The 13591-nt window shown below is 51.5% G+C and carries 13 protein-coding genes and 3 tRNA genes; 12 read left to right on the forward strand and 4 right to left on the reverse strand.

The annotated features are described in order from the left end of the window. Window positions 1-98: 98 nt before the first annotated feature. From ACTHR7_RS08370 to ACTHR7_RS08380, 3 genes are all read right to left on the reverse strand, one after another. Window positions 99-174 (reverse strand) — tRNA-His (locus ACTHR7_RS08370). Between the two features lie 9 nt (window positions 175-183). Next, window positions 184-260: transfer RNA gene (locus tag ACTHR7_RS08375), tRNA-Arg, on the reverse strand. 27 nt (window positions 261-287) lie between these two features. Then, window positions 288-365 (reverse strand) — tRNA-Pro (locus tag ACTHR7_RS08380). Between the two features lie 200 nt (window positions 366-565). Between ACTHR7_RS08380 and folD the strand changes: the two genes are divergently transcribed. From folD to aroG, 12 genes are all read left to right on the forward strand, one after another. Then, window positions 566-1417, forward strand: coding sequence for a bifunctional methylenetetrahydrofolate dehydrogenase/methenyltetrahydrofolate cyclohydrolase FolD (gene folD / locus ACTHR7_RS08385; RefSeq protein WP_070813642.1), 852 nt, complete (start codon window positions 566-568; stop codon window positions 1415-1417). An 84-nt stretch (window positions 1418-1501) separates the two neighbouring features. Next, a complete protein-coding gene (locus ACTHR7_RS08390) occupies window positions 1502-2575 on the forward strand; it encodes an AI-2E family transporter (RefSeq protein ID WP_070813641.1) in 1074 nt (357 codons plus the stop codon). A 129-nt stretch (window positions 2576-2704) separates the two neighbouring features. Further along, window positions 2705-3946, forward strand: coding sequence for an aromatic amino acid transporter (locus ACTHR7_RS08395; protein ID WP_070647237.1), 1242 nt, complete (start codon window positions 2705-2707; stop codon window positions 3944-3946). A gap of 93 nt (window positions 3947-4039) precedes the next feature. Then, window positions 4040-4492, forward strand: a complete 453-nt coding sequence (locus ACTHR7_RS08400) for a DUF7832 domain-containing protein (protein ID WP_070647236.1) — start codon at window positions 4040-4042, stop codon at window positions 4490-4492. Between the two features lie 11 nt (window positions 4493-4503). Continuing rightward, window positions 4504-5082 carry a D-glycero-beta-D-manno-heptose 1,7-bisphosphate 7-phosphatase gene (gmhB, locus tag ACTHR7_RS08405; RefSeq protein WP_039862535.1) on the forward strand — a complete coding sequence of 193 codons (579 nt, stop codon included), beginning with the start codon at window positions 4504-4506 and terminating at the stop codon, window positions 5080-5082. A 71-nt stretch (window positions 5083-5153) separates the two neighbouring features. Further along, complete coding sequence (locus ACTHR7_RS08410) at window positions 5154-5885, forward strand: lysophospholipid acyltransferase family protein (RefSeq protein WP_070460589.1); 732 nt, start codon at window positions 5154-5156, stop codon at window positions 5883-5885. 49 nt (window positions 5886-5934) lie between these two features. Next, a complete protein-coding gene (locus ACTHR7_RS08415; RefSeq protein WP_070647235.1) occupies window positions 5935-6630 on the forward strand; it encodes a M48 family metallopeptidase in 696 nt (231 codons plus the stop codon). Window positions 6631-6802: 172 nt separating this feature from the next. Continuing rightward, on the forward strand, window positions 6803-7174 hold the full coding sequence (locus ACTHR7_RS08420) for a hypothetical protein (RefSeq protein ID WP_107723974.1): 372 nt from the start codon (window positions 6803-6805) through the stop codon (window positions 7172-7174). A gap of 156 nt (window positions 7175-7330) precedes the next feature. After that, on the forward strand, window positions 7331-8806 hold the full coding sequence (locus ACTHR7_RS08425) for a surface lipoprotein assembly modifier (RefSeq protein WP_293208103.1): 1476 nt from the start codon (window positions 7331-7333) through the stop codon (window positions 8804-8806). Between the two features lie 289 nt (window positions 8807-9095). Next, the gene (locus tag ACTHR7_RS08430) at window positions 9096-10592 is read left to right on the forward strand and encodes a subtype B tannase (protein ID WP_440370645.1); all 1497 of its coding nucleotides are present in this window, start codon (window positions 9096-9098) and stop codon (window positions 10590-10592) included. A 210-nt stretch (window positions 10593-10802) separates the two neighbouring features. Beyond that, window positions 10803-11480, forward strand: coding sequence for a TIGR02117 family protein (locus ACTHR7_RS08435; protein ID WP_440370646.1), 678 nt, complete (start codon window positions 10803-10805; stop codon window positions 11478-11480). Window positions 11481-11758: 278 nt separating this feature from the next. Beyond that, window positions 11759-12802 carry a 3-deoxy-7-phosphoheptulonate synthase AroG gene (aroG, locus tag ACTHR7_RS08440; RefSeq protein ID WP_003683923.1) on the forward strand — a complete coding sequence of 348 codons (1044 nt, stop codon included), beginning with the start codon at window positions 11759-11761 and terminating at the stop codon, window positions 12800-12802. A gap of 158 nt (window positions 12803-12960) precedes the next feature. Here the strand turns inward: aroG and ACTHR7_RS08445 are convergent, their stop codons facing one another. Next, window positions 12961-13578: an NAD(P)H-binding protein gene (locus ACTHR7_RS08445; RefSeq protein WP_070460597.1), complete on the reverse strand. Its 618-nt coding sequence runs from the start codon at window positions 13576-13578 to the stop codon at window positions 12961-12963. Between the last annotated feature and the right edge of the window lie 13 nt (window positions 13579-13591).

Below are 13591 nucleotides of genomic sequence, written 5' to 3' on the forward strand. Positions count from 1 at the left end.
AACGGTTTGATAAATACTTTTTTGAAACCTAATTAAATCTAAAGTAAAATTTGGGTATAAACGGAAAAAAGCCTGCATACAATATGCAGGCTTTCATCTGGGGTGGCTGATGGGGCTCGAACCCACGACAACTGGAATCACAATCCAGGGCTCTACCAACTGAGCTACAGCCACCGTAAAAATTGGCACGCCCGACAGGAATCGAACCTGTAACCCCCGACTTAGAAGGTCGGTGCTCTATCCGGTTGAGCTACGGGCGCTCATGCCGATTCGTGCGAAGAATTTTGTGGTCGGGGCGGTGGGATTCGAACTCACGACCCTCTGCTCCCAAAGCAGATGCGCTAACCGGGCTGCGCTACGCCCCGACTGAAGACCTGAACTATACAGACCCTTTTTAACCCGGTCAACACTTACTTTGCTTTATTTTTTCATTTTTTGGTTATCTTATTATTTTTAATCGTTATTTATTTTTATGTTTCGTAATTGAGGCACTCTTTTGTGTCAGGCCGTCTGAAAAATGCGATAATTTAAACGCAATATTTATCCCTATTGAGGAGGAAAAATCATGGCTGCACAACTTATAGACGGAAAAAAAATCTCCCAGCAACGCATCGAGGCGGTCGCGCAGGCGGTAAAAGCGCGTCAGGAAAAAGGTTTGCACACGCCTTGCTTGGCGGTGGTATTGGTTGGCGACGACCCTGCCAGCGCGGTTTATGTACGCAATAAAAAACTGGCCTGCCAAAAAAGCGGCATCGAATCGCGCTCTTACGAGCTGCCGTCTGAAACCACGCAAGACGATTTGCTGAAACTGGTGGACGAATTGAACGGCGACCCTGCCGTCGACGGTATTTTGGTGCAACTGCCGCTGCCGGCACACATTGACAGCCAAGCGGTTTTGGAGCGTATCGAGCCGCATAAAGATGTGGACGGCTTCCACCCTTACAATGTCGGCCGCCTGGTCGTCAAAATGCCGCTGATGCGCCCTTGCACACCCAAAGGCGTGATGACTTTGTTGGAAGCCTACGACATCGACCCGAAAGGCAAAAAAGCCGTCGTCGTCGGCGCGTCCAATATTGTCGGCCGCCCGCAGGCATTGGAATTGCTGCTGTCCCGCGCGACGGTAACCATTTGCCACAGTGCCACGCAAAACCTTGCCGATGAAGTTGCTGCCGCAGATATTTTGGTGGTCGGCGTAGGCATTCCGAATTTCGTTAAAGGCGAATGGGTCAAACCCGGCGCAGTCGTTATCGATGTGGGCATCAACCGCTTGGACGACGGCAGCCTGTGCGGCGACGTGGAGTTTGATGTTGCCAAAGAACGCGCATCCATGATTACGCCCGTTCCCGGCGGCGTCGGCCCGATGACGATTGCCACTTTGTTGGAAAACACGCTACACGCGGCCTCATTGCACGATTAATCGCTGTCATTAAGTTAGGCCGTCTGAACATGGTTTTTCAGACGGCCTGACCTGTTTTTTTGCTTTTTACCTTATTGGCTTCACATGTCCTTACTCTCTTCCCACACCGACAACCCGACTTTCCGCAACGCTTCCTATATCCTGATGGGCTTGGCCTTGCTGATTGTCTTGCACTACCATTTGCTGCCGCTGCTGCTGTCGGTTATCCTGACCTATATCTTTATTACGCGCACCAACGGCGTCATCCTCAAGCTCCGCCGCCGTGTTTTGCCGCGCAACACGCGGCTGCATAAATCGCTCAACGCGCACAATATCAACCTGATTTCCACTACGCTGACGCTGGCCATCGTGTTCAGCATCATCACAATGATGTCTTTAGGCATTTACCACCTGATACACGGCGGCCATGTCGGCTTTATGTTGGCGAAGCTGGCGGCAATTTTGGAAGACACCAAAAACAGCCAAGACCTGCCTGCGGCCATTCTCAATATGCTGCCCAACAATATGGCCGAAATCAAAGCCTCGGCGATCAAGCTGATTGAAGAATACCGCGCCGCGCTGACCCGCATCAGTAAAAACAGCATCACGTCCTTCGTGTACATCCTCATCGGCATCATCATCGGCGCCATGCTCAGTTTCCACCGCCTGGAAATGCGCAAAAACCGCCACAAAATGCCATTGTTTAAAGCCGAATTGATGCGGCGCATCATCAATTTTGAAACCAGCTTTGAACGCGTGTTCCTCGCACAAGTCAAAATCTCGCTGATCGACACCTTCCTGACCGGCCTGTACCTCTACTTGGTTTTACCGCTGTTCGGCGTTGAGCTGCCGTTTAAAATGACCGTCCTGATCGTCGCCTTTATCGTCGGCCTGATTCCGGTGGCGGGCAACCTGATTTCCAACACCATCATCATTATTTTGAGCCTCGGCGCATCGCTTTACGTCGCACTCGCCTCGTTGGTTTTCCTCGTCGTCATCCACAAGCTCGAATATTTCCTCAACGCCAAAATCATCGGCTCGGAAATCGAATCCAGCGCATGGGAATTGCTGGTGGCGATGGTCGTCTTTGAACGCATTTTCGGCATCGGCGGCATCATCGTCGCGCCGGTTTATTACGCGTATCTGAAAAACGAATTGAAACTGCGAAAATTGATTTAATCAGTTGCATTTATACACATCAAAGGCCGTCTGAAAACGACAATCGGGTTTTCAGACGGCCTTTGCTTTACCTTTTCTTACACTTTACGGCATAATGGCAGCCACGCATTTCTAGAAGAAAGATAAACAATGTCAACCAAAACCCCTTCCCTATTCGGCGGCGCGATGATTATCGCCGGTACGGTTATCGGCGCAGGCATGCTTGCCAACCCGACCGCCACCTCCGGCGTATGGTTTACCGGCTCGCTGGCCGTGTTGCTGTACACCTGGTTTTCCATGCTCTCCAGCGGCCTGATGATTTTGGAAGTCAACACCCATTATCCGCACGGCGCCAGCTTCGACACTATGGTTAAAGACCTGCTCGGCCCGGCTTGGAACGTCATCAACGGCGTTGCCGTCGCTTTCGTTTTATACCTGCTCACCTACGCCTACATCTTCGTCGGCGGCGACCTGACCGCCAAAGGCATCGGCAGCGCGGTAGGCAGAGAAGTTTCGCTGACCGTCGGCCAACTCGTCTTCTTCGGCATTCTCGCCTTTTGCGTTTGGGCATCCGCACGCTTGGTTGACCGTTTCACCAGCATCCTCATCGGCGGCATGGTATTGACCTTTATTTGGGCAACCGGCGGCCTGATTGCCGATGCCAAAATGCCTGTCCTGTTTGACACCCAAGCCCCTGCCGGCACCAGCTACTGGATTTATGTCGCCACCGCCCTGCCCGTCTGCCTTGCCTCATTCGGCTTCCACGGCAACGTTTCCAGCCTGCTCAAATACTTTAAAGGCGACGCGCCCAAAGTGGCCAAATCCCTATGGGCAGGAACGCTGATTGCGCTTGTGATTTACATCCTCTGGCAAATCGCCATCCAAGGTAACCTGCCGCGCAGCGAGTTCGCACCGGTTATCGCCGCAGAAGGACAAGTTTCCGTCCTGATCGAAACGCTGTCCAAGTTCGCCCAAACCGGCAATATGGACAAAGTGTTGACCCTGTTCTCCTACATGGCGATCGCAACATCCTTCCTCGGTGTAACGCTCGGCCTGTTTGACTACATCGCCGACATCTTCAAATGGAACGACAGCATTTCCGGCCGCACCAAAACCGCCGCGCTGACCTTCCTACCACCCCTGATTTCCTGCCTGCTCTTTCCTACTGGCTTCGTTACCGCCATCGGCTACGTCGGCCTGGCCGCCACCATCTGGACCGGCATCATCCCCGCCATGCTGCTCTACCGCTCGCGCCATAAATTCGGTGCCGGCAAAAACTACAAAGTTTACGGCGGATTCTGGCTGATGGTTTGGGTCTTCCTCTTCGGCATCATTAACATTGCCGCCCAAATACTGAGCCAAATGGAACTTGTTCCTGTATTTAAAGGTTAAATTCCCTTAAGGCCGTCTGAAACACCCTCTTTCAGACGGCCTAATTCATTATTTTCCGCTACAATACCCCCTTTCCCCCAACGAACACCGTCCATGTACGACAATATCCGTTTCCATCTCGACGAAGACTACCCCGAACAGCTCCCGCCCGAAAACGCCGCCACCCACATCGGTATGTACTGGCAGTGGGCGGCGCAGGCAGGCCTCGTCAACCCCGTCTGGCAAACCGCCCCCGAAACCGCAGCCGACTTCGCAGCCATGACCTCGGGCAAAATCAGCGGACGGCACTTCCTGCTCAAACACATGGACGGCGCACTGACGGCGGACGACTTTACCGAACTCGGCCAACGGTTTACCGAGTTCTACTACACCGACGAAGAAGACGGCTACGGCGCATTTATGGAAGACTACGTCCTCGCCCTCGACACATCCTCGCTCGGCGGCTTCTACCACGTCAAAAACACCCTGGAAACCTTCGCCAAACTGACACCCGTTTTTCAGACGGCCTTTGAAAAATGGAAAAGCAGTTTGAAAGCAGAAAAATAAGAGCCCACACCATGAAACTCATCATCCTCGACCGCGACGGCGTCATCAACCAAGACCGCGACGATTTCGTCAAATCCGTTGACGAATGGATTCCCATCGAAGGCAGCATGGATGCCATCGCCTTTTTAACGCAGGCTGGCTACACCATCGCCGTGGCCACCAACCAATCCGGTATCGGCCGCAAATACTTTACCGTGCAAGACCTAACCGAAATGCACGCGAAAATGCACCGCCTTGCCGTTCAAGCAGGCGGCACCATCGACGGCATTTGGTTTTGCCCGCACACTGCTGCCGACAACTGCGAATGCCGCAAACCCAAGCCCGGCATGATTATCGACATCATCGAACGCTTCAAGGCCAATGCCGCCGAAACCTGGCTGGTCGGAGACAGCCTGCGCGACCTGCAAGCCATTGATGCCGCAGGCGGCAAATCCGCGCTCGTCCTGACCGGCAAAGGCAAAAAAACGCTGGCCAAACACGAGCAAGACCTGCCCGAACACACCCAAGTCTTCGACAACCTGCTGGCTTTTTCGCAATACATCATGCGTGAAAACACACAAATCGAAGAAGCCGCGCAAGCTATCCTATAAACGACAAGGCCGTCTGAAACCAGCCGACAACGGTGTTCAGACGGCCTTCAAACGACAGACTTTTCCCCGATATGCTGATTATCCGCAACCTGATTTACTGGTTCATCCTTTCCTCTAGCATTATTTTGCTGTTCCCCTTTATGCTGCTCGCCCTGCCCTTCCAAGGCGGCGCGCACAAAATGGCGCAAGTTTGGGTGCGTATCCTCAACTGGTCGCTCAAGCACATCATCGGCTTAAACTACACCTTAAGCGGCGCGGAAAACATTCCCGACCACCCCGCCATCATTTGCTCCAAACACCAAAGCGGCTGGGAAACCCTCGCCCTACAAGAGATTTTTCCGCCTCAAGTCTATGTTGCCAAACGCGAACTTTTCAAAATCCCTTTCTTCGGCTGGGGCTTGAAGCTGGTCAAAACCATCGGCATCGACCGCAGCAACAGCCGCGAAGCCAACAAACAACTCTTAGAACAAGGCCTTGCGCGTAAAAACGAAGGCTATTGGATTACCATTTTCCCCGAAGGCACACGCCTGCCGCCTGGTGAAAAAGGCCGCTACAAGCTCGGCGGCGCGCGCATGGCAAAAATGTTTGAGATGGACATCGTCCCCGTTGCGCTCAACAGCGGCGAGTTTTGGCCGCGCAACTCCTTCCTCAAATACCCCGGTACGGTCAGCGTCATCATCGGCAAACCCATTGCCCACAACAACGGCAATGAAGCCGAACTCATGGCCCAATGCGAGCAATGGATTGAAAGCCAGCAGCCCCTGATTACCGGACAAGGCCCGTTCGCCCCCAAAACCAAATAAATCATTCCATCGGGTGGGCCGCTATGCCCTCCCTTTTCACTCAAACACCATGCCCCGCCTCCATACCCATACCCTTTCAGACGGCCTCACCATTCATATCCAGCTCAAACGCAGCGCCAAGAAAAACCTCATCTTGCGCCCCGTTTCCGCCGATACCGTCAGCATCAATATCCCTCCGTTTGTTACCCAGCACACCTTTACCCAATGGCTGAACGACAACGAAGCCATCCTGCGCCGTACCTTAAACAAAGCACCGGCCCGACAAACACCCACCGACACGCTTCCCGAATGGATTTGGTATCAAGGCGTTCAGACGGCCTTGTCCGTCCATGCAGCAAACCACATCCAAATCAGGCCGTCTGAAATCCTGTTGCCCGAAAAAGAAAACGCCGCCCAACTCACCCATTTGCGCCGTTTCCTACACGAGCGTGCGCACGAATATCTGCTGCCACGCCTCGAAGGCCATACCCGAACCACCCGCCTGACTCCGAGCGCCATTTCCCTTTCCAACGCCAAAACTTTCTGGGGCGTTTGCCGCCACACCACCGGCATCCGCCTCAACTGGCGGCTCATCGGTGCGCCCGAATATGTCGCCGACTACGTCTGCCTGCACGAACTCGCCCACCTGCGCCATCCCAATCACAGCCCTGCATTTTGGGCTCTGACCCACTCGCTTACGCCACATGTTGACCAAGCCGAACAATGGCTGAAGGCGCACGGCAGCGAATTGTTCCGCCTCGGCTAAGTCTTATCCGGCAGCATTTTTCTGCAAGCAAACACCAGCCCAAAGCAAAGAATCAACACCCTCCAAACAAATCATGTAGCCGTGCGTAAAATCGTGTTTATCCGCTTGCCACCCCTCATACCTGCCGATAAGATGATGTCGTTCTCAAAACCCTTTTCAGAAAGGAAAACCGATGACCAAAGCAAAATCGTTACTGGCCACCGGCATTTTGGCTCTTTTCTCCGCCACGGCATTCGCCTCCCCGTTGCCTTCCGAAATCTACCGTCCGGATGGCGCGCACACCATCAAAGCCGATCATCAAGGCGACGGCGAATTTGAATACGAAGCCGAACTCTCCGGCCAACGCAATTCCATTCCTTCCCTGGCCAAAAAAGTGATCGCCCACGCGCGCAGCAAAGGTTTCCATGTGGTTGAGTCTGAAATCAAACACGACGATGCCGATCTGAAATTCAAACGCGGCAAACAAGAGCTGGACGTTTCCATCGAAGACAAAGGCCAAGGCCGTATCGAATACAAAGCCGATTTGGACTTGGACCAAAACTAAATCCGACTCGCAAATAAAGGCCGTCTGAAATCCCATCGGGTTTCAGATGGCCTTTTGTCGTCTTTATCAGATATAATGGCACTCGGTTTGTAAAATTTCCGACTCAAAACATTGTACAATCTGCCCACTTATACCGATAACATCCCAAACATTGCCATGAAAAAACGTCTGCTCCTCCTCGCCATCCTTCCCCTTTCCCTTCACGCCGCCGATGTGCCGCCTGACGTAAAACCCGAGCTTCAAGTCAACACTGCCGAACCCCAACAACCTGAAACGCACAACATTCCTGCCGAGCAGACAAACAGGCCGTCTGAAAAAATCATCAACGTCGATGCCGACACCCTGCTTGCCAACACCGAATTACTGGCACGCGCCATGTATTCCGCCGTCGTCGCCCACAATATCCCCGGCATCAAAGCCGTTTTGCCCATTTACGAACAATGGCCAGAACACGATCGCGCCATGGCACGCTATGCCAAAGGTTTGCTTGCCCAATCCGAAGGACGCGCCGCCGAAGCCATCGGCCATTACCGCCGCTTTATCGCCGAGCAACCCGATGCCTCCGCCGTCCGCTGGCAGCTTGCGACCGCCTTGTTTGAAGACAAACAAAACGAAGCCGCAGCCGACCAGTTCGACAAACTACAAACCGAATCCCTCCCGCCTGCCTTGCAAGAACGCATCGAAACCTACCGCAAAGCCCTGCGTGAACGCGACTCATGGCAATTCAATGCCGGCTTGAACATCACGCGCGAACAAAACATCAACCAAGCCCCCGGCCAACGCCGTCTGGGCAACCACCTGAGCGATGAACAATGCCGCGCCGTGCGCCTTGCCTATCCCGACGACGACTGCTTCCGAGGCTGGACATTCCCCGAACCCATCGATGCCACTGCCATCCATTACCAAATCGGCGCAGAAAAAAAATGGTCGCTGCCCCGCGGCTTCTATGCCACGGCAGGCGCAGACCATTACGGCAAAATCTATCCCAAACACACCAACTACAACGACCTCACCACACGCTTTTCGGCAGGCATCGGCTATGCCGACCAGCGCAACGATATCGGCATGACCCCGTTCCATGAACGCCGCTTCTACGGCAACGACCCCTACACCTACACCAACGGCGCACGCCTCCACTACAACCATTGGTGGCAACCCAAGCTGCAAACCCTCAGCGCATTTGAAGCAGGCCGTCTGAAAAACGGCCGCCGCGAGCATTCCAACAACACCAGCCAACTGCTCAGCAACTCCATCGTGTACTACCGCAACGCGCGCCAATACTGGGTAGCCGGTATCGACCTCTACCGCGAACGCAACCGCGACGACAAAAGCGACAGCTTCAACCGCTACGCCCTGCGCACCACATGGGGACAAGAATGGCCCAAAGGCCTCTCCACCGTCCTACGCCTCAGCGCCGCCCAACGCCATTACCAAGCCCCCAGCTTCTTCAGCAACGAACAAAACCGCCGCGACAAAGAAGCCTCCGCCTCCCTAAGCGTATGGCACCGCGCCCTCCATTTCAAAGGTATCACCCCGCGCCTGACCATTGCCCACAACAAAACATGGAGCAACGACAAGTTCTACGAATACGGCAAAACCAAAATGTTTGTCGAATTGAGCAAAACGTTCTGACAAGTAGTACCAATCTGCGAAAAAAGCAAAAATGCCTGTCCTGCATACTTATTTACAAGACAGATTCAAACTTTTACAGATACCGAATCAATAGATTTTTTAAGGCATAATGTCTTATTAAATTCATATTTATCAAATAGATGAAGTTTACGCCCATATTACTTTACGACGTAACGTACAACACTACATAACGCTACAAAGAAATCAGGCCGTCTGAAACCCGACTTGGCGTTTCAGACGGCCTAAGTATTCGTTATCATATCCGCTTACCTCTTCAGAAAGTATGATGATGAACGCCCTAAACAAAACCCTCTTATCCGTTTCTGTCGCGCTGGGATTGAGCGCCTGCGCTTCCGTCAAAACCGCAGACACCTACGACCTAGACTTCTCCAAACAAAAATACACCGAACAAAGCATCGAAGTGAACGGTCAGGCCATCAAATTCCGCGCTTACGAAGGCGTAGTTTACGTCCGCAATCCTGTCGATACCCGTTACGAAATCATCAATATTTATGTACCCGAAGCCTATTACAACGGCGGCGAGATAGACGGTTTCAACGCCGAAACCGCACCGATTTTCCTGCCCAACCAAATCGGCGGCTATATGCCTGCCGAACCGGGCAAACCTGCTTTGGAAGGTAAACGCGGCGAACCTGAAGACGGTCAAAAATCGCCGAACGCCGCGCTGACCGCCCTTTCCAAAGGCTACGTCGTCGCCTCCCCGGGCGCGCGCGGCAGAACGGAATCCACCGGTAAAGCACCTGCCGCCATTGTCGATTTGAAAGCCGCCGTCCGCTATCTGAAAGCCAACGACAAAGCCATGCCCGGCGATGCCGAAAAAATCATTTCCAACGGCACAAGCGCAGGCGGCGCGATGTCCGCCCTCTTAGGCGCGACAGCCGACCAAAAAGATTACGAAAACCACCTCAAAGCCTTAGGCGCGGCAGACGGCAGCGACAAAGTTTTCGCCGTATCCGCCTACTGTCCGATTACCGATTTGGACCATGCCGATATGGCTTACGAATGGCAGTTCAACGGTATCAACGACTACAAAAAAATGAACATTTCCATGCTCGACTACCGCATCAAACGCGAGCTGGTCGCAGGCACACTGACCGATGACGAGAAAAAACTGTCCGACCTCCTCAAACCCCTATACCCTGCATACCTCAACAGCCTGAACCTGAAATCCCCCGAAGGCAAACCCCTGACGTTGAACGCCCAAGGCAACGGCAGCTTTAAAAACCATATTGCCGGTTTACTTGCCAAATCCGCACAAGCCCAGCTTGATGCAGGCAAAGACCTGAGCGACCGCACTTGGCTGACCGTCCGCAAAGGCAAAGTTGTCTCCGTCGATTTCGATGCCTACGCCAAAGCCGCCGGCCGCCAAAAAACACCGCCGGCCTTTGACGGCGTAGATTTAAGCACAGGCGAAAACCAACTCTTCGGCACCAATACCGTCGACAAACGCTACTTTACCGCGTTCTCCATGCAACACAACACCGCCGCCAACGCCGAAATCGCAGATGAAGAAACCATCAAAATCATGAACCCGCTCAACTACATTGGTAAACCGGGTGCAAACCTGCCGAAAAACTGGCGCATCCGCGTCGGCACCAACGACCGCGACACCTCGTTGGCAGTCTCCGCCGTCTTAGCCGCCAAACTGCAAAACAATGGCCAAACCGTCGACTACGCCCTGCCTTGGGATGTCGGCCACGGCGGCGATTATGACTTAGACGAACTGTTCGCCTGGATGAAACAAGTCAGCAGCTCTGCAAAATAAGCGTTCCAACATGGATTGAGATGAGATTTGGTATCCCGTTTTAATTAAAGAAAGGCCGTCTGAATATTTCAGACGGCCTTTTTTATTTAAATTAAACAACCATTTTTATCATTAGTCGCAAGATACCTACCACCCACTCATTTCTAATGAAAAAAGTACAAATTTAATGGAAAATATACACCTTCAAACTTAATCGCCTTTAAAAAACGAATGCGCTCCTTTCTCCACATCCTCAAAAAAATCGGCAAAATAGCGCTGATCATCCCTATTTTTGCCCTATTGTATTTTTTGTCTGCTTGGATGATGGCTTCATTGCCGCTTAATGAAGAGCAGCCCAAAGGGGAAATTACTTTATTTTTAGTCAGTAACGGCGTGCATACTGATGTAGTCATGCCGCTGAAGAATGATATTTTTGATTGGTCGGATATCGTCAATCTAAAAGACACGCTTACTGCTGATCCTCAAATAACGCATATCGGTTTAGGCTGGGGGGAGCGCAATTTTTATTTATACACGCCTGAGTGGAAAGATTTGACTTTCTCTAATGCCTTTGGTGCATTAAGCGGGCTGAACCGTACGCTAATTCATGTTACTTATTATCCTTTTGAACCACAAGAAAATAGCCACATCGTCAAATTTTTGGTCACGCCTGAGCAATACAGGAATTTAACAAAATCGCTCTTGGCCGGTTTTCAACAAGAAAATGGGCACCCCATCTTGCTAAAAGGAATCCATCATCAATCTAACGATGCTTTTTATGAAGCCAAAGGACGCTATCATTTATTCAATACTTGTAACACTTGGCTGAATGACAAATTGGTTGAAAGCGGCCTTAAAGGCGTGTATTGGACTCCTTTCTCTTCGCCCTTGCTGGAACAATACCGATAGCCTTCACGCTTCTCAATTTATGGGTCTATGTAAAACTTCAGACCGTCTGAAATTTTCAGACGGCCTGTATTTTGATAAAAACTCAAAGCCCTTTATTATATAAATGAAATTTTTAAATAGCATTAAATATTAATTTTTATAAATAAACTGATTTTAAATTCTATAAAATAATTAAAATAAAGAAATTTTAGAATAAAATTGCTAAAACAAAAAACTAAGCCTTGTTTAATTCTGCTAAAACCTGTAACCTGTATCAAAAATAAACAAGAGAGTTCATCATGTCCCAACACCACCCTACCGACGACATTAAAATTAAGGAAGTCAAAGAGTTACTCCCTCCAATCGCGCATTTGTATGAGCTGCCTGTTACGCCTCAGGTTGCCAATTTGGTTTATAAAACACGTCATGAGATTTCGGATTTGGTTCACGGCCGCGACAACCGTTTGCTGGTCATCATCGGCCCATGCTCGATTCACGATACTAAGGCGGCGGTTGAATATGCGCAAAAATTGCTGCCCTTGCGCAAAAAATATGAGAAAGAGCTGCTGATTGTAATGCGCGTGTATTTTGAAAAACCGCGTACAACCGTTGGCTGGAAAGGCCTGATTAACGATCCTCACTTGGACGGTACGTTTGACATCAACTACGGCCTGCGCCAAGCGCGTCAGTTGTTGCTGACTTTGAACGAAATGGGCATGCCTGCTTCGACTGAATTCTTGGACATGATTACGCCGCAATACTACGCCGATCTGATTTCTTGGGGCGCGATTGGTGCGCGTACGACTGAAAGCCAAGTGCACCGCGAATTGGCCAGCGGCCTCTCCTGCCCTGTCGGTTTTAAAAACGGTACGGACGGCAACCTGAAAATCGCCATCGACGCCATCGGCGCCGCCAATCATCCGCACCACTTCCTGTCTGTAACCAAAGCCGGTCATTCCGCGATTGTCCACACCAGCGGCAACCCTGACTGCCATGCGATTTTGCGTGGCGGTAAAGAGCCTAATTACAGCGCGGAACACGTTAAAGACGCGGTTGCGCAGCTTCAAAAAGCCGGCGTGAGCAGCAAACTGATGGTGGACTGCAGCCATGCCAACAGCCGTAAAGACTTCCGCAAACAAATGGATGTGGCGCGCGATGTTGCGGCACAGTTGAAAGCCGGTGAAGAAAACATCATGGGCGTGATGGTGGAAAGCCACTTGGTTGAAGGCCGTCAAGACAAGCCTGAAGTTTATGGTCAAAGTATTACGGATGCCTGTATCGGTTGGGATACGACTGAAGAATTGCTGGCCCTGCTTGCTGAAGCGAAAGGTTACCAAGCTTAAGTGCTAAACCATAAAAAAAGACCGGATATGTTCCGGTCTTTTTTGTGTCTGTTATTTTGATTTCTTTGCTCATATTCAGAATAAAAACAGTATTTTAAGAAAAAATCAGGCCGTCTGAAACAATTAAAAGACAGTTTCAGACGGCCTACTCAATCCGGTTATGCCGCACCAACGCTATACGTTTCGCCCTTACTGTCCGCTTGGCCGACAATGGCAGCAACGGCAGCGGCCAAGCCGTTGCGCGTCATGTATTTTTGCGGAATTTCTTGGGCATTTTGTGTCAAGGTATAGGCATTATCTTCGCCATCGGCAAGGCCGCAGGGGCGCAGGATAGTCCAATTCAAACCGCTTTGTTTGAGATAGATTTCGGCTTCCGTTTTGGCACGGACGGCTTCGCCGAGTGCCTGTTTGAACGGCTCGCTCATCATGTCCCATTGTTCACCGCAGCCCATGCTGGTAATCAGTACAAAGCGGGCTTGCGGATTGACGGCTTTCGTAACGGCAATAATGTTGATATTGCCCAGCGCATCGCTGCGGATGCCCTCTTCGTTTTTGCCTCCGACAAAACTGATCACGGTATCGGGACGGTATTGTGCCAACGCTTTATCGAGCGCATCGGCATCAAGCGCATCGGCGACGACGGTTTGAATATTGTGTTCGGTAAAAAAGCTGTCTTCAGACGGCCTTCTCAATACGGCGACGGTATCGGCTGAGTCAGTCAATGTGCGGATATAGGCTCGGCCAGACGGGCCGTTGGCTCCGAAGATGAGTTGCATGTTTGGGGTTCCT

This window comes from Neisseria sp. P0007.S010, assembly GCF_051962875.1.
Classification (GTDB): domain Bacteria; phylum Pseudomonadota; class Gammaproteobacteria; order Burkholderiales; family Neisseriaceae; genus Neisseria; species Neisseria subflava_A.